The organism is Levilactobacillus tangyuanensis, assembly GCF_003946545.1.
Lineage (GTDB): Bacteria > Bacillota > Bacilli > Lactobacillales > Lactobacillaceae > Levilactobacillus > Levilactobacillus tangyuanensis.
Window position 1 is genome coordinate 78,381 of sequence record NZ_RHOA01000001.1, and the last position, 17,075, is coordinate 95,455.

General features: G+C 50.7%; 18 protein-coding genes. 11 read left to right on the top strand and 7 right to left on the bottom strand.

Annotation, left to right across the window (positions count from 1 at the left end):
* Positions 1-18: 18 nt before the first annotated feature.
* Positions 19-978 carry a helix-turn-helix transcriptional regulator gene (locus tag EKM96_RS00370; protein ID WP_164510940.1) on the bottom strand — a complete coding sequence of 320 codons (960 nt, stop codon included), beginning with the start codon at positions 976-978 and terminating at the stop codon, positions 19-21.
* Positions 979-1,058: 80 nt separating this feature from the next.
* Here EKM96_RS00370 and EKM96_RS00375 point away from each other — a divergent pair, with 80 nt between their 5' ends.
* A complete protein-coding gene (locus tag EKM96_RS00375) occupies positions 1,059-1,529 on the top strand; it encodes an effector binding domain-containing protein (protein ID WP_125638254.1) in 471 nt (156 codons plus the stop codon).
* Positions 1,530-1,609: 80 nt separating this feature from the next.
* Positions 1,610-2,239, top strand: coding sequence for a GyrI-like domain-containing protein (locus tag EKM96_RS00380; RefSeq protein WP_125638256.1), 630 nt, complete (start codon positions 1,610-1,612; stop codon positions 2,237-2,239).
* 64 nt (positions 2,240-2,303) lie between these two features.
* On the opposite strand, the gene EKM96_RS00385 is transcribed toward EKM96_RS00380, so the two are convergent.
* Positions 2,304-2,963 carry an HAD family hydrolase gene (locus tag EKM96_RS00385; protein WP_125638258.1) on the bottom strand — a complete coding sequence of 220 codons (660 nt, stop codon included), beginning with the start codon at positions 2,961-2,963 and terminating at the stop codon, positions 2,304-2,306.
* 461 nt (positions 2,964-3,424) lie between these two features.
* The gene (locus tag EKM96_RS00390; protein ID WP_125638260.1) at positions 3,425-4,597 is read right to left on the bottom strand and encodes an iron-containing alcohol dehydrogenase; all 1,173 of its coding nucleotides are present in this window, start codon (positions 4,595-4,597) and stop codon (positions 3,425-3,427) included.
* A 409-nt stretch (positions 4,598-5,006) separates the two neighbouring features.
* Between EKM96_RS00390 and EKM96_RS00395 the strand changes: the two genes are divergently transcribed.
* The 6 genes from EKM96_RS00395 to EKM96_RS00420 all read left to right on the top strand — a co-directional run bounded on the left by EKM96_RS00395 (position 5,007) and on the right by EKM96_RS00420 (position 10,938).
* A complete protein-coding gene (locus EKM96_RS00395; protein ID WP_125638262.1) occupies positions 5,007-5,753 on the top strand; it encodes a hypothetical protein in 747 nt (248 codons plus the stop codon).
* A 65-nt stretch (positions 5,754-5,818) separates the two neighbouring features.
* Positions 5,819-6,805 carry a serine hydrolase gene (locus tag EKM96_RS00400; RefSeq protein WP_125638264.1) on the top strand — a complete coding sequence of 329 codons (987 nt, stop codon included), beginning with the start codon at positions 5,819-5,821 and terminating at the stop codon, positions 6,803-6,805.
* Positions 6,806-7,776: 971 nt separating this feature from the next.
* Entirely contained in the window at positions 7,777-8,757 is a 981-nt protein-coding gene (locus EKM96_RS00405; RefSeq protein ID WP_125638266.1) for a cation diffusion facilitator family transporter, read from the top strand.
* A gap of 243 nt (positions 8,758-9,000) precedes the next feature.
* Positions 9,001-9,372 (top strand): winged helix-turn-helix transcriptional regulator, encoded by a 372-nt coding sequence (locus tag EKM96_RS00410; RefSeq protein WP_125638268.1) that lies wholly within the window; start codon positions 9,001-9,003, stop codon positions 9,370-9,372.
* A gap of 80 nt (positions 9,373-9,452) precedes the next feature.
* A complete protein-coding gene (locus EKM96_RS00415) occupies positions 9,453-9,761 on the top strand; it encodes a hypothetical protein (RefSeq protein WP_125638270.1) in 309 nt (102 codons plus the stop codon).
* Entirely contained in the window at positions 9,751-10,938 is a 1,188-nt protein-coding gene (locus tag EKM96_RS00420) for an NADH-dependent flavin oxidoreductase (RefSeq protein ID WP_125638272.1), read from the top strand. The genes EKM96_RS00415 and EKM96_RS00420 overlap by 11 nt, the downstream gene beginning before the upstream one ends.
* A 218-nt stretch (positions 10,939-11,156) precedes the next feature.
* Here EKM96_RS00420 and EKM96_RS00425 read toward each other — a convergent pair whose 3' ends face one another.
* From EKM96_RS00425 to EKM96_RS00440, 4 genes are all read right to left on the bottom strand, one after another.
* Positions 11,157-11,840: a DUF4097 family beta strand repeat-containing protein gene (locus EKM96_RS00425; RefSeq protein ID WP_164510941.1), complete on the bottom strand. Its 684-nt coding sequence runs from the start codon at positions 11,838-11,840 to the stop codon at positions 11,157-11,159.
* A gap of 76 nt (positions 11,841-11,916) precedes the next feature.
* On the bottom strand, positions 11,917-12,483 hold the full coding sequence (locus EKM96_RS00430; protein ID WP_125638275.1) for a TetR/AcrR family transcriptional regulator: 567 nt from the start codon (positions 12,481-12,483) through the stop codon (positions 11,917-11,919).
* A gap of 99 nt (positions 12,484-12,582) precedes the next feature.
* Positions 12,583-13,854: an MFS transporter gene (locus EKM96_RS00435; protein WP_125638277.1), complete on the bottom strand. Its 1,272-nt coding sequence runs from the start codon at positions 13,852-13,854 to the stop codon at positions 12,583-12,585.
* 133 nt (positions 13,855-13,987) lie between these two features.
* On the bottom strand, positions 13,988-14,404 hold the full coding sequence (locus tag EKM96_RS00440) for a MerR family transcriptional regulator (protein ID WP_125638279.1): 417 nt from the start codon (positions 14,402-14,404) through the stop codon (positions 13,988-13,990).
* A 274-nt stretch (positions 14,405-14,678) separates the two neighbouring features.
* Between EKM96_RS00440 and EKM96_RS00445 the strand changes: the two genes are divergently transcribed.
* The 3 genes from EKM96_RS00445 (at position 14,679) to EKM96_RS00455 (ending at position 17,045) form a co-directional block, all read left to right on the top strand.
* On the top strand, positions 14,679-15,755 hold the full coding sequence (locus EKM96_RS00445; protein ID WP_125638281.1) for an NCS2 family permease: 1,077 nt from the start codon (positions 14,679-14,681) through the stop codon (positions 15,753-15,755).
* A 3-nt stretch (positions 15,756-15,758) separates the two neighbouring features.
* A complete protein-coding gene (locus EKM96_RS00450; RefSeq protein ID WP_125638283.1) occupies positions 15,759-16,307 on the top strand; it encodes a phosphoribosyltransferase family protein in 549 nt (182 codons plus the stop codon).
* Positions 16,308-16,544: 237 nt separating this feature from the next.
* Positions 16,545-17,045 (top strand): hypothetical protein, encoded by a 501-nt coding sequence (locus EKM96_RS00455; RefSeq protein WP_125638285.1) that lies wholly within the window; start codon positions 16,545-16,547, stop codon positions 17,043-17,045.
* Positions 17,046-17,075 lie beyond the last annotated feature (30 nt).

Genomic DNA, 17,075 nt, shown 5'->3' on the forward strand with positions numbered 1-17,075 from the left:
GTTTGTGCTCAAGTGATATTAGGTCAGCCGATCTAATTGGGCCGTGAGCTCCTGGCGCAGCGCGATCTTAACCGGGTTGGGGGCCTGGACCAAGTGCGCCGTGTGGCCCAGGTAGAGGAACCAACGGACGAAATCGTTCAGTTGCTGAGGCTGGTCGACAGCCAGCGTACATTCAAGCCGGGCCGTCTGTTGAAAGGGATCCAGAAACTGTAGCGCAGCCGTGGGATGGGGATGCTGGCGAAATTGTTGAATCGCTGATGCCTCCAGGCGGATGGTGATGTTGGTCATCGGTCGAGCGGCCTTGATGGTCGCCGCCAATTCCTTGGGGTCCACGGTTTGGTCCTGAGGAAGGGGCGTGATGTTCTGGATATCGGTGACTGCGATCTCACGAAATTCCTGGTTTTCCAGATCCCAAACGTCCGCGTACCAGGCGTCCTGGCGATTGTAGATGTGACGGACCCAGACTGCATTTGCCGACTGGGCCAGCCGGATCGTCAGTTGACGGTTGGTTAAACAGGCGTTAAGCAGGGTCTTAAGCATGGCCGGGGCAAAGTCGGTGAGCTCGGTTAGTTGGGTGTTGGCTGGATTGGTGTGTTTAAAGACCAAGAGCTCTTGTAGCGTCAGCAGGTCGTCTTGTTGGGTCTGTGAGGCAATGGCCACCAGCTTTTCGGTCAGTGTATTGCGATTTTGTAGATAAGGCAATTGGGTGTTTAACGTTGCCAGAAAACTGACGAAAAGGGCCTTGAGCTCCTCACTATTGAATTGCACGGCGGGTAGTAGTTGATTCTGCATGACGGCGTAACCGCCATCGCGGCCAACGGTGGCGGTCAGGGGCATTCCCAGTTCTTGAATTGTGTTGAGGTCCCGAATGATGGTGCTGCGGGAGACGTTGAAGTGGGTCATCAGTTCGTGAATGGTAAAGAATTGACGATTATTGATGTAGCGCATGACGGTGTTGATCCGGTCGGTTTTAGTCATAATTTTTCTCCTAACAGTGTCATTTTTTGAAACCATTAGACGGTACACTGAGTTTATCATTTTAAGGAGGCGACAACAACATGGCAAATTACACGATTGAAACAAAGGCGGCATTTACGGTTTTGGGCATCGACAAGCAACTGACAGGTGACTACTCGACGATGGGTCAACAGAAGCAGGACTTCTGGCAGACCATTAATGCCGACCATGCCCTGGATAAGTTGACCGGGATTAATGATTATCCATTTGCCGTTAACGAAGCCATCAATGGCGAGTTCCATTACTATGCCGGCCGACAAGTGGCCGTGGATACGACTGCCGCAGCCGGTCAACGGCTGATCGAGTTTCCCGCCGGTAAGTATCTGGTGATTACCGGCACGGCTGCCGATCAGATGGGGGTCTACAACGCCTTAGAAGGGCCGGCCTTCGGTGAAATTTTGCCACAATTGACGGACTATGCCTACGTTGGTGGTCCCAACACCTCGTTTGTGACGGGCACGGATGCCGATGGTGTTCACGGTGAAATGCTGGTCCCATTAGTTGAAAAATAAGTAAACGAATCGTCGGTCAATTTGACTGGCGATTTTTTTGTTAAAATGGTTAATGAGGATTGGGATTGGAGGATGACCACATGAAACACGAATGGCGTAAGGCCGAAAAGGATTGGTATCTGCCTAAAGAACCGACATTGTTGACGATACCGCGACTAAACTTTATCACGTTAGAGGGACAAGGTGACCCCAACCAACCGCAGTTTAGCGAGCAGATTGGGGCACTGTATCCCGTGGCCTACGACCTGAGAATGGCGCTGAAGCGGGGGGAACTCGGTGATCCCTACGAGTATGTGGTGTATCCCTTGGAGGGTGTCTGGACGACCTCTGATGGGTCACGAGGGACTGATTTAAATAAGGCGGCCTTGCGATATAAGATCATGCTGCGGCAGCCGGACCGATTAACCTCGGCGGACTTCCAGGCCAGCCTGAAGCGGGTAATGGCGAAGAAGGCCAATCCGTGGTTTGATCGGCTACGGTTTGAGTCCTATGAGGAAGGCCTGGTCCTGCAAACCATGCACCACGGACCGTTTGCCGATGAACCGACGACCTTTGCCGAGTTGCAACGGGTCTTAACGGAACGCAAACTGCGGGTGCGGCCAACCATGGGTGACTATTGGCATCGAGAAATCTATTTGACCGATCAGCGACGCACGGCTCCTGAAAAAGCCAAGACGATCTTGCGTTATCGGGTCGAACCGATCGATTGAACGAAAATAAAAACGGCTGATTCCTACTGGCAAGAGCCGGCGGGAATCAGTCGTTTTATGGTGATTATAACCATTGCAAGACTTGGTCTAGTGTCGAGACCTCGTGGGTTGGCCGAGCGGCCGCGGTTGGCTTCATACCGGAGCGATTGACCCAGATGGTGGGCCAACCCAGGGGATCGGTAGCCAGGATATCCGTGTCGTAACCTTGGGCGATATGCCAGTGATTTTCGCTGGTCAGGCCGTAATGGTCGGCAACCGTTTGGAAGAAGTCCAGGTCGGGCTTATAGGCGTGCACGTCCTCGGCCGGCCAAATGTCGAAAGGTACCTGCAGGGTGGCGGCGTTGAAGGGGATGATGTCCCAAGAAGAATTGGACATCATGATTAGGTGATACCCCTTAGCCTGTAAAGCCTTTAGGGTGTCTAAGACTTCTGGGAAGGGTTTCAGATCCCGATGAGCCAATAGGACCTCGGGATAGTAACGTTCAAATTGATGTTTAAGGCCAAATTGATAATCGAGATGAATAAGATTGTTGCGGGTTAGGAGATCGTAATCGAGGTAGGGATGGACGTTGTCGCGGTCGTCTTGGTAGGCAATAAACCGTTGGCGGGCCAATTGCGGGTCCACCCCGATTTTGGTGGCCAACTTGGCAATCTCGTCGTAGGTTCCATCTTCGTTTAACAGTGTGCCATAACAATCGAACGTTAAGTATTTAGTTTGGGTCATTGTAAGACTCCTTCAATAAATTTGTGAAAGTGGGTAAAAGAAAAGGACCATCCGAAGATGGCCCTTCCCCTCACATCACCAGTCGTACTCGGACTAATCACTTGCGAAGGGGGCAAATGGTCAGGCGAGCTGACACACTTACAGTCTTTAACCGAAACGAGTTCGGACCGGCTGTTGGATCAGCGTCGTTTACGCGTTGTCTACTAAACAACGGCAAACAGTTCTCACCAACACCCCACCGGCACCTGGACAGGTCGGTTGATTATTAGATTTAGGGGAGCACCCCGCTTGTAAGGGTTCGCTTGGGCCTCGGGGATGGTAGATCCGGGAGACTGGCGGCCTCTGAAACGTGTTCCTCGGGGCAACGCCCTCCGCTTAACCCCCTTAAGCACCGACTCGGCTCCGCCAAGTAGGCCCTTAAGGACGTTAATGCTCAGGCGCTAACCGCCCCTCGTCACTCTCTACTCAGCGTCGTAAGCTGCTTGGAAGATCTTGACGATGTCTTCCTTAGTCCCCTTACGAGGGTTAGAGAAGGCGTTCCCATCCTTCAAGGCGTTTTCAGCCATCAGTTCGAAGTCTTCTGGCTTTGCACCGATTTCCTTGATGGACTTAGGAATACCAACGTCTTCTGACATTTGCTTCATGGCCTTGATGGACAATTCAGCAGCGTCACGAGTTGATAAGCCGTCGGTGTTTTCACCCATGATCTTTGCTAATTCAGCAAAGCGTTCTGGGCAAGCAATGATGTTGTATTGTTCTACGTAAGGTAAGAGCAATGCACAGCAAACACCATGAGGAGCGTCGTATTGGCCACCAAGTTGGTGAGCCATGGCGTGAACGTAACCCAAGTTGGCGTTGTTGAAGGCCATCCCGGCTAACATTTCAGCTTCAACCATCTTAGTCCGTGCGTCCAGGTTGTGACCGTTAGCAACGGCTTCACGTAAGGAAGTTTCAATTAACTTGATAGCTTCGATACATTGTGAGTCGGTGATAGGGTTGTGGTCAACGGAAACGTAGGGTTCGATTGATTGAACGAAGGCGTCCATCCCAGTAGCAGCAGTTAAGCCCTTAGGAACATCGAGCATCAAAGTAGGGTCGTTGTATGAAACTAACGGAATGTTCCGCCATGAAACGACAACGAACTTCAAGTGAGTTTCTTCGTTAGTGATAACCGCGTGACGGGTCAATTCTGAACCAGTCCCGGCAGTCGTGTTAACAGCAATTAATGGAGGTAATGGGTTGTCGAGCGTTTCGATCCCGGCGAGCTTAGTAATGTCGTCGCCGTTGGTCAAGATAATGCCGGCACCTTTACCAGTATCGTGAGCAGAACCACCACCGATAGTAATGATGGAGTCCGCACCAGAGTCTTCATAAAGTTTCTTAACTTCTTTAATATTACGAATCTTAGGGTTTGGTTCGACATTGTTGTAAATGACGTAGTCGACGCCAGCAGCCTTCAGAGAAGCCAAAGACTGTTGAACGGCACCATTATCCATGCTTTCCAGGAATTTATCGGTAACAATTACCGGTTTCTTCATTCCTAACATCTTTGCACGGTCACCAATTTTAGAGATTACACCAGGGCCAAAAAAGTTGACGCTGGGCATCAGAAAGTCATAACTACGATCAGCCATTATACAAATACCTTCTTTCAGAAGTTTTGAAAATCTTTAATACCGATTTCACAAAGCAATTATAAACGAACCAGTTACAGTTTGCAATAGGTTTCCAAGAGAAGATTGGTTGTTGAACGAAAAAACCGGTAGAATACACTGGTAGCAAGGGATCGCTCGCTTAAAAGAAAATTTATTTTAACGTTTTCAACATAAAAACAGCAATCGTGAAAATAATCATAAATTTCATAAGATCTGATTAATTGTTCTATCAGCACATGTTTTTTCGCATGAATTATTGGACAAATAGTTGTGACTATTATCTGGAAACGTATTTACTTATTGTAGTTGAATAATAAATAGCTTAAACTGAAACTATGGTGCCAGAGTTATACATAATAGGTCTTTATAAAATGCGGAGGCAATACATATGAAAATCAAAAAAATTATCCTGACAATGGCCTTAGCGGTCTTAGCTGTGGGTATGGCGGGTTGTACCGCTGGGAACAGTGCGGCAGATAAGAATGGCAGTTCCAGCAGTTCGTCCAATAGCCAATTGGCTCAAGACGAGGTTATTATTAAAGATGCCCAATCACTGAACGCCGACGGCCACTATAAGGCTTCTAACAAGAAGCTAAGTAGTATTGATATTGCAGACTTGAGCAAGAAGGGTTTCGGTTCATTGAAGTCCGAATACTTCCACTTGCAGAAGAGTAACGACAAGTTCCTATTGAAGGATAACAAGTCTTCCAAGTCGACCAATAATGGGAATAACACGTCTAATAACAACACGACTTCGACGGGAACTAATAACAGTTTCAGTAGCTTCTCTAAGTTCACCGGGGACTATATTTTCTACAACCAGGATGGCGATCGGCAACAATCCGACCTGACGATTAGTTCCGATGGGTCCGTCGTTCAACACAACAATGATGGTTCGGCCTTCTACGGGACGGCGGTCGCTTCCGGTTCTAGTCAAAGTGGTATTCTGTCTTACGACGTGACGACGAATACGAATGACACCAAGAAGATTAATGCTAACGTTGAAATCGATGTGACTTGGGATAATGGGGAACACGAAACGTACTACGGCTACACGTCTTATGATGGTGACAGTGTATTGACCGATGGCAATTCTTACCACGGCGACCTGGTCAACGAAGTTTGGATTCAGTAAAGTCAGTGTGAACAAAATGAAGCCCGGGACGGTGGTCTCGGGCTTTTCTTTTAGGAGTGAAGATAATGAAGAAACGTGGATTAGCGGGAATCGTTGCCATCATTTTGGTCTTGGTTGGTGGCGGACTCTGGTGGGACCAGGCAACCTCTAAACCGGCACCGGCACGCTCAACAAGTCAGTCGGCCGGTCGTTCTAGCGCCTCGCATTCAACTAAAAAGGCGAAGACCAAGCCGGCAAAAAAAGTTAAGACAAGTGGACAAACGAGTAAGGATTATCCCTTCAAGACCATCACCCAACAGGCGATGGGGCAACTGAAGGGTCACAACTCGGTCGCGATTGCGACGAGTTTTTCCGATGACCACTATCAATGGCATAACCAGGCGCAACGAGCCGCCAGTGATATCAAGGTCTTTATCTTGGCGACGGTTTATCATCAGGTGGACCAGGGAAAGTATCAACTCAGTGGGCATTATACGTTACGGGATGCCGACAAGGTTGGTGGGACGGGTAGCCTGCAAGGTATGGCGGCCGGAACGACCGTGACCAACCAACAATTATTACATTATATGATGACCGTTAGTGATAACACGGCAACGAATATTACTCTCCGGCAGGTTGGGGGATTAGGGGTCGTTAACCGATATGCCCGGGACTTGGGGGCCAAGGATACCCACGTGGTTCGCAAGATGATGGATCAGAAGGCCCTGGATGCCGGTAAGGACAATCTAACGTCGGTGGCTGATCTGAGCATGGTTCTGATGAAGCTTTGGCGTCATCAGTTGATATCGACCTCCGCGGACACGGCAATGCTAAAACTGATGAGTGAAAATACCAACCATAGCAAGTTGCCTAAGGATGTTCCCACCGATCGGACGGTTTATAACAAGACGGGGGAATTCGATACCTATGGTGTTGAGAACGATGCCGCCATCTTTGCTAAGGGTGGCAAGGCAGTGGTCGTCGTCGCCATGAGCGAAGGCGGTCAACTTGGCCAGCAAGTGCCAGCCATGAATCGCCTCGGCCAACAGGTCGATCACGCGGTCTTTGGCTAGGGCTTGGCTAGGGTTTGATGGATTGGACCACCGACGGCGGTTAGGAGCTCCGTCCTATGGGGCCCGCTCGGAGCCAAGGAGCGGTCTCCAAGCTCACTTTCAAGCCACCCCAAGACCGGGCGGCCCGAAAGCTGGCCCGTGGTGTAAGACCGGCAAGCCCAGCCGCTCAAACACCACCGACACAGGACTACGTCCCTAACCACCTTTGGCTTTGATCTAGCTTGCTAGCGGTGGTTGCCGCCCCTGACTGGCTGGATGGACACGATGACTCGGATGTTGGTTAGGCTTTGTTGGACTGGACCGCCGACGGCGGTTAGGGGCTTCGTCCTATGGGGCCCGCTTGGAGCCAAGGGGCGGTCTCCAAGCTCACTTTCAAGCCACCCCAAGACCGGCAAGTCCAGCCGCTCAAACACCACCGACACAGGACTACGCCCCTAACCACCTTTGGCTTAGATCTAGTTTGTCAGTAACGATTGGGTATTATCAGCCGATGACAGATTTGTTTCATGGGGACACGTGTGTTGAGCAGAGTTGGACCGCTGATATTTGATTGTATTCACTGCGTTCATTAATTTAGTCATTTGGCAATCTTCGCTGGCAAGTCTTTCTGTCCTGTACAAGGCAAGTGACCTTATTAATTTTTAGATAGTTTGTCGGGGTAAGCTCGCTTCCGTATGTAGCGATTCAGGTTGATGATTTAAAAGACAGTTTGAAGCTGGAGGTGGGTGGACGGCGTCCCGTGTCGGTGTCGTTAGCTAGGCGATCTTCCTAGCTTAGGACACGGGCCAATCTTTGAAACTCACGGGTTTTGTGAGGTCCAAAGTTGCCCTGAAGACTTGGGCTTTAGGCTTCAGGTCTGCCCCAGGGGACGCCGTCCACCCGCCGTAGGCGGGGAATTCTAATAAGACTAGTACTCATCCAACAAAAGTGATTATAATGGACAGTATCTTAGGGGATAAGAGGGACTGCTCATGAACGAATTTGACGAACATCGGCGTCAGGAAACCATTGCCTGGCACGAACGCCAACAACAAGAATTGAAGAAGCTAAAGGGTGCCCAGAACCATCTCTGGATAAATGTGGTGGCTTACCTGGCCATTTCGGTCATTGAATTTTACTTGGCCATCGTGGGTCACTCGCAAACGTTGCGGGCGGATGCATTCAATAATTTATCGGGGATTATTGCGTCCGTCTTATTATTAGTCGGTATTCACATTGCCCGCGATATTGATGACGATGACTTGATGGGCCGGCCGCTGCCAGAGGAATCGCAGCACAGTGGTCAACGGCTCCAACTCACGCGTTTTCACTATGAAACGGTCTTCACCATGATTACGGGATTAGTCATGATTGTGATCGCCATTAGCGTTATCTATGGTGGAGTGCGGAGCCTGATGAGCCATGCCGACCAGGAGATTCCTAAGCCGATTACCTTGGTCGGTGCCGGCATTGCGGCGGTGATCATGCTGGGTATCTGGTGGATGAATAAACGCGGCGGTCGACGCCTACAGAGTGCCGCGCTCATCGCGGCCGCTCAAGATAGTTTGAGTGATGCGGTCACCAGTATTGGAACGATGGTGGCCATCGGCGGGGCCATGGTCTTTAAGGTTGAATGGCTAGATGGCGTGGCTAGTATGATCGTTGGCCTGTTCATCCTGTCGGCCGGTGTCAAAATATTCCGTGAAAGTAGTCTGAACTTGGCGGATTATTTCGATCCTAAATTAGAAGATCAATTCCGAGCGGCCGTGGGTGAATTTCCGGCGGCTAACGAGGTCTTGGAACTTAAGGCCCACTACAATGGGAATGTCGTGACCGTGGATACCACAATTGCCGTGGATGCTCACATGGAGGTTCAGGATAGTTATCGGCTGAGCGAAAATATTGAGGGCGCATTGCGTCGGCAGTTTGGGATTGTCGATACCAGCGTAATGGTGGTTCCGACAGAAGAATAAAACCAGCGCCGCAAAGATGATTTTTCACAATCTTTGCGGCGCTTTTTGATCGAACGTGATGAGTATTTTCACAAGCCACCAATAATTTGGATAGTCAAATCATGGTTATTAGTATTGACCTTATTCTTTTTTCTTGAAGCTATGCGACGAAGTGGGATGTCATTACATGGTTACTAAAAAGTGCCTACTACCCAAAAAGAACCATAGCGCGTAAAATAATCAAAAAAGCCGGGAGGTCGCATCGTGAAACAGACATTTAATAATGGCGTTGAAGCCACTCTGAAAATCATTAGCGGTAAGTGGAAGCCGCAACTACTTTGCCACTTAGGGAACCGTCCCCAACGGACCTGCGACCTACGGCAAAAGCTACCGGATATTTCGCAAAAGGTGCTCACGCAACAACTTCGGGAACTGGAGCGAGATGGCATCATCGATCGCCAGATTACCGGGGAACAGGCCCCATTTAAGGTCACCTATTCGTTGACGCCACTTGGACGGTCACTGGGCCAGATTCTGGTCCAGATGTCCATTTGGGGTGAGCAACGGGCCAGCGATCTACCCGACGTGGAGATTACCAACGATCACGGGGGCTTCAGTCGATTACTAGAAAATTAAGCAGAAGGCACTTTAAAGTGCCTTCTTTTTTTGTGGATCGAGACCGGGTATGCTGAGGATATTGTTTAAGGAGGTGGCCAATGGAAACTCAAATTCGTGGCTTAAAAACCACCCAGTCCATGGTCAACCATCCGGTGGAATGGCAATTAATGCTGGCGTTGTTGGCGGGGCCGCGGACCCTGACGCAATTGCGGCACCCGTTCCATGGATGGCAACGGTGGCAGGTTTATCCCCGACTGTATCGATTACGGCAGCGGCAATTGGTGACGATCGATCAACAACACCGATTGTGGCAGCTCACGGCAACTGGGGAAAGCCTGTCCCCCGTCTTAACCGCATTAGCGACCTGTATGGCCTCGCAGAAAGAAGGAACGACTGATGAAATATAAATTCATGAACCCTTATACGTTTAGCAATGGTGTGACCTTAAAGAACCGCATGGTGATGTCGCCAACCACGACGATGTCCAGCTTTTATGATGGCAAGGTCACGAATGATGAAATTGCGTTTTACAGTGCCCGCGCCGGGGGTATCGGCTTGATTATCGGTGAGGTGGCGAACGTCACTGCCAGCGGTAAGGGCTTCGAGGGCGAGTTATCCATTGCTGACGACAGCGACATCGCCGGATTGACCAAGTTGGCCGCAGCGATGAAGCAAAATGGGACCAAGGCGATTCTGCAAATCTTCCACGCCGGTCGTAAGTCAAACGATCAGATCTTGCGGGGCCAGCAGCCGGTTAGTGCCAGTGCCGTTAAGGCGGTTTTCCCACCAGATTCCCAGGAACCCCGGGCATTGACCGCCGCCGAAATTGATGACATTATTGTGGCGTTTGGCGATGCCACCCGCCGGGCGATTGCGGCCGGGTTCGATGGTGTTGAACTTCATGGGGCCAATACCTATTTGTTACAGCAATTCTTCTCTCCGAACTCTAATCAACGGACGGACAAATGGGGTGGCGACCGGGATGGTCGAATGGCCTTTGCCAAAGCGGTGATTAGCCGCGTGAACACCACGATCGTCGAGACCGCCGACCGGCCCTTCTTGCTGGGATACCGGATTTCACCGGAAGAGATCGAAACGCCAGGGATCCGTTTAGAAGATAGCCTGGACTTCGTGGACCAGTTGGCCGAGTCAGCGGTGGATTATGTTCACGTCTCTATGGGATCGGCTCACCGGACGTCACTGAATAATCCGGAAGACCACGAGTTGATTATGACGAAATTGGTCAAGCAATTGGCCGGGCGTAAGCCGTTGATTGGCGTGGGATCGGTTGAAACGCCCACCGACGCCGATGACGTGCTGGCGATGGGTGCCGATTTGGTGGCCATGGGTCGTGAGATGATTCGCGAACCTCAGTGGTATGAAAAGGTTACCGACGGAGATGAAGCCAGCATTCGTTACCAATTGTCACCATCTGAAATGGATGAACTGAAGATTCCTCGTGCCATGCAGGGTTACTTAAACACGGCCTTCTACTCGGTCATGCACTTTACGACCGATCCTGAGGTTGCGGCCGACTATCAAAATCAGGCGGCACCGATGGAAGGTTTCGAGCAAAAGCTCTAAAATATTAATTTCGCGAATAGAAATGACTTAATCGCAAAACAGAGTCTGGGACAAAACCCCAGACTCTGTTTTCGTGTACCCATTTATATGGCCGAAACATGCGAAAAAAGGCACCCGGTTCCGCTTAAAACTATTAACCAAACAATCCAAGACCAGGATTATTCGGTTAGCAGCCTTAATGCTCGCCGGCTAACCGCCTTTTGTTCCACTCTCATTTTTTATTGGGTCACACTCACCTGACCAGAACCACTGGTGATGTGCAAGGGATGGTGACCAGACTGGTGGTAATGGCGACCGGCACTGTGGCCGTTCAACTTGAATTGGCCATTCCTGATGGTGACGGCCAGCCCATTGCTGGTAAGGTGGTGAATGGTCGTTTGGCCATTGTTCTTGGTCAGCTTGCCCGCCCCGGTGAGGGTCAAGTCTTGAGCTAAGGTGGTGCCGTTGTGATGATGGATTGAGAGGTCATGGGTCGTCAGATTAGTCAGCTTTAGGGTGCCGTTGAGTTGGTTAATGGTCAGCTGTTGGATCGCCCGGGGATCGGTCAGGGTCAAGGTGATGGTTGGTGATTGGGCGATTTCGAATTGATGCCGGTTGACCTGTTTTTCCGTGAGCGACCAGGACGTGCTGGTCTGATTCGTCTGGTATTGGTTCGATCCGGCATTGGTGAGTGTGAGTTGGTTAGTCCGGCCGGGTTTAATCCTGACGACGGCGGTTCGTAAGTCAAAACGGATTCGTTTGGGTGACTGCGAAAGTGTTTGGGTTTGGGTGCTTAATGACGTTGCGGTGAAGCGGGTGAGATTAAGGCGCCGATGGCTGCCGATTGCCCAGGCGGTCAGGCTCCCGCCAATCACGGCAATGGCGACAAGAATGACGAGGATCGTGATGATAATTTTTTTCAAGGGAGAACTCCTTTTGAATGTGAATGAATAATTTGGAAATTCATTCATTTGTGATTAAAAAAATAGCCATCCCTGGTTATTTTAGAATTTTTAGTAGGATACCGTCGATGAGGTCGCCCAGCAATTGAAAATAGTCGTCAGTCTGAATTTCACTTTGGTGGAAATCTACGACCGTTAAGGCGTTGAACAGGCTGAGAACCCGGTCCTTGGTCATCGTCGACTTGAGCAGGCCGGCCGCCAACCACCGATCAATGAGGGCGACCAGGGTGGCATAGATGAAGCTGTCTTCGACCGTGACGGCATTGGTCTTGGCGATAATGGCATTCAACTTGGCGTTGGTAAACCATTCCTGAAGAATCCGGTTGTCGGCGGATTGGTCAAGGATTTGTTTGAGAATGGTTTTGATGAGGGGATTAGGCGCCTGGTCAAAGTCAACATTAGCGAGAATGGTCCGCTTAACCCGGTCATTCTCGGCGTTGTAGACCTGAATGAAGATGGCGGTCTTGGATTGATAGAAGTTGTAGAAGGTGCCCACCGCCACGTTGGCTCCCGCGGCAATGGCGGAAATATTGGTGGCCTTGAAGCCTTGCGTTAGAAATAAAGCATGCGCCGCATCGAATAATCGTTGTTGTTTTTCTTCCATGGGAACCCTCCTTATTTGGACATGAATGAATATTATATCAATTCATTCATCAAGTCAAGCCAAAAATCCGATTACAAATTATGCAATCGGATTGGATAGTTATTCAGAGGATTCTTCGGTGGCGATTGCTGCCTTTTTGGCCTGGAGTTCTTGATCGAAGTGCCGGGCACTCGGCATGATCCACATGGCAAAGCCGCAGGCGAGTGAACCGATCCCGCCAATAATGAAGAGCTTTTCTACGCCGATGCTGTCGGCCAAAGGCCCGGCAAAGATTAGGCCCACGGGACCCGTGATGCTCATCATTGAGTTCAACACGCCCAGGACGCGCCCAAGGTGCTCGGCCGGAAAGCTTTGTTGAATCATGGCCATCAGGAGGGTGCTGTAGAATGGGGTGACGACGCCGGCCAAAGCATTTAATACCACGAACCAAATGAAGCCGGTGTGGTTGCCGGGTAACAGGCCGCTGCCACCAAAGGTGATCCCCATGGCGACCGTGGCCCACAGGATGGGCTTCATTCGATCTGACCAGTTACCGAAGAGGCCGATGATGGTTCCGCCGGCCAGCATGCCTACGGAATAAATGGCCTCGATCAGGCCGGCCTGACCCACGTTGCCATGGAAATACCCCATGGTCATCAAGGGGTACAGACTCGCCGCGGGCATGAACATCAGGGTGAACGCGGCCCCGGTCATGGTAATGGCCCAGAGCCCCTTGGTCTGGCGGAGCTTATCCAGGCCAAATTTGGCATCGGCGAGGACGTGAACCTTTTCATCAATGACGGGATGCTCGGGGATAGTCACGAACGTCAGCAGGCTAATGCCAATGATGGCGCCGAGCACATCCAATAAGATTAACCAGTTGATAGGGACAATGGCGAAGAGAAAGGCCCCTAGTGCCGGCGCAATGACCATGTTGGCCGACTGCACCATGCCCAACTTACCATTGATCTTGGTCAGCTCCTCGGAGGGGACCATGGTCGGCAGAATCGATTGAATGGTGGGCATCTGGAAGGTCTGGGCAATCGCTCGTACTAGCAGCGAGATGAAGATGAGCCATAACGGATAGCTGGGGAGAAGCGTCCCGGTAATAGAAAGAATAATGGCAAAAATAGCGGCAATGATATCGGGCACAATCAGCAGGGCCTTCTTGTTCCACCGATCGACGAACGGCCCAACGAAGGGGCTCAGCAGGACCATTGGCAACATGCCCAGTAATGTGGCAAAGCTCAGAACCGTCGCCGATCCCGTCTGTTTGGTAAGGTACCAGACGATGGCGTACTGGACGACCATGCTGGTGATTCCCGACAGAAATTGACTGGTTAGAAATAAATAAATGTTGCGCCGCCAGTGCGGCAATGGTGTCGTGTCCAAATAACGACCCCCCTTTTAAAATCAATGAGCTTTTTATATTAGCATGTGGCGGACCCGAGATCAAGCGCTTACATTTATAATTTCATAACCCAATAAAAAAGGCCCCGGACAGGTGTCCAGGGCCAGATGATGGTTAATTATTGACGGGTGTTTGACGCAGGTTACTTGGAACGAAACTGTCCGGCTCGTGAGAGTCCAACAGGCCGGCGTAGTGGTCAACCTTGAAGTTGATGGTTGATAAATGTTCTTGTAGTTGGTTAATTTCTTCCAGTGTTCGTTCCTGTTGGACCTTCATCATCTCATAGCGTTCGGGAACGGTCGATTCGCCTTCCTGAACCAAGTCGATGTAGTGGCGAATCCGTTCGACCGGCATCCCGGTGGCCCGGAGGCAAACGATCATGTTTAGCCATTCCAGGTCACTGTCGCTGAAGACACGATTATTATTCGCGTCTCGTTGAACAAATGGTAGCATCCCGTGGTCGTGGTAGTAACGAATACTGTAAGTAGAAATCCCCGTCTTCTGGGCAACTTCGTGGATGGTATAAGTCATGATAACCTCCTAATGGTTTAGCGTTAGACTAACTCTAAGTAATAGTTGTATTTTAACCGTTCCTGCCCGGTCTAACAAGTATTTGCCTTGTGAAAAGATTAAGGTTCTTTGTGAAACGAATTGGTTTAAGTGACAAACAATAATCGAATTTAATAACTATAATTATAGCTAATGTTCGTATGTGGTCATAAAATTAGTGACTTGCCAGCCGTATTCCCTTATTATTTAAATTGAATCACGAATAAAGACTCATAACAAAGGGGAGAATTGAGTTATGCACTGGGTAGCTGACTTATTAGCGGCCATTGGGGTAGTGTTAAACGGCATTCCACAAGGAATCATGGCGATGTCACTGGGATTTGCTATCTTTCCAACCATGTTTTCATTTATTTTTGCCTCGGCGGTTAACGGGGCCTTTGGGGCGGTTGCGCCGCTTTCCTTCCAGGCCGAGTCACTGGCGCTGACGGGAAACCTGGGTCGTAATCTGCGCGAACGAACTTCCATTATTCTTGGCGGCTCGATGGTCATGCTGGTCATTGGGGTGACCGGAACGCTGACTAAAATCGTAGACGTCCTGGGTGCCAATATCATGGCCGGCATGATGGCCGGTGTGGGGATCATGTTGGCTAAGATTGCCCTGGGGATGGCGCGGGACCAGCGATTAACCGGCTGGTTGTCGGTAGCCTTGGCCGCCATCACATACTTTGTGAGCAAGGATTTGGTTTGGACGATTGTGATTTCCGTCGTGGGATCGAGCCTAGCAGCGGTATTTATCGAACACTACCGCGCGGAGTTGCCGGAACATGTCACAGCCCGTCGCTTCATCTTTACGAAACCGATGATGAACGTCCGGGTCGTCCGGGGAGCCTTGAGTTTAGCCTGCCTAAACATTGGGGCGAATATTTCCTACGGCCTGATTACGGGGCAGATGACCGGACAGAAGCCGAATCCGGTTAACCTGAACCTGTTGACGATTACGCAGTCGATTGCCGATATGGGAACAAGCCTGCTCGGTGGGGCCCCGGTCGAAGCAATTATTTCCGCGACGGCCAGCGCCCCCGAACCGGTGGTGGCCGGGATCATGATGATGTTAATCATGGCGGCGATCTTGGCGATTGGCTGGTTACCGAAGTTGGGCAAGTATGTGCCGAGTGCCTCGATCGCGGGGTTCCTCTTTATTCTAGGGACGGTCGTGATCTTCCCGGTTAATGCCGCCACGGCGCTACAGGGGTCATCTGGGACGATCGCGGCCATTACCATGGTCATTACCGCCGTTGCCGATCCATTTGCTGGATTGCTGACGGGGGCCTGCTTGAAATTCATTTTGCCACTTCTTGGATTGGGGGTATAACGAATGCTTAAAACCTATCAGCTTCAAATTGGTCCCATGACGCGGCAGCTCCCCGTCATGGCAATCAACGAATCCACGGCGATCGCATCCTTCGTTTTACTGGGGGATGCCGAGCTGACGGATTACGCGGCTCACGAGTTGGTTCAACGAATGCCCAGCGAGTTTGATTTCCTGGTAACGTTGGAGAGCAAGGGAATTCCATTGGCGCAAGAGCTTAGTCGGTTGACGAATCACACCCAGTACGTTGTTTTACGCAAGAGTGTGAAGGACTACATGCGGGCACCGCTGACGACGCCGGTGAGCGCCATAACCACGAGCACGCCCCAGCGCCTGGTGTTGGATGGGACCGACGCCGACCGGCTGGTGGCCAAGCGCGTGGTCATCGTGGACGATGTCATCAGCTCCGGTGGTTCCTTGTCCGCGGCCGAAGAACTGGTCGAAAAGGCCGGTGCCAAGGTTGTTGGTCGGATGGCGATCTTGGCCGAAGGGGATGCCGTCAAGCGTCAGGATATTAGTTATCTGGCGGAACTGCCACTGTTTCCCGTTGATTAAAACTGAAATTTCACGCGTCGTGGCCGCCGGCTGCGACGCTTTTTGTTTCATATAGACAAATGTGAGCAAGTGTCTATATGAACGACTGGACCCGTCCTTAGGAGCCTCTTGCTCACGATTAATTAGTTATTGCTTCATTAAATCCGTTAGCCTATATTTAGATAGTTAAGTAGCCGACGGCGTAAACCTATCTGGAGCGGCTGTCGGGATTAAACGCGATTAAAAGGGGTAATGACGATGCAAAAATTTTTTCGGGCACTGATTTTAGGCCTCGCGATTTTGGGAGTCATCGTGTTGGGCAATGGGACCACGGCCCAAGCGGCCAGCAAGGCGGTTAGCCTGCCAAGTGGCTACCAGGGGGACTGGTACGGTTACGTCGGCAATGCGGCCGATGATCAGCAGCATAACCAGTACGTTGTGGACAAGATGACGTTTGCCAAGCAGAAATTCACGGTCCGATCGTATACGACGCGGAATAAAAACCTGACGACTCGCCATTGGCAGGGGACCTTGTCACTGCCAGTCTCATATGCCAAGGAGTCAAACAAACTGTTAGTGAAAAGTAGCAAGACAATGGGCAGCCTGCCCGTTTTTTCTTTAAGCAAGCAGCAGGTCAACGTGAAGGTTCGTCACAAAAAGATGACGGCCCTAAAGGCGGTCATCGATGGCCAAAACTATTATCTCTTCCGTAGCCCCGTCCGTAGCCATAAGCTGCCGGTGGCGTCGATATTCGATTGATCAGGGATTGTAGATGAAAAATAGGACTCG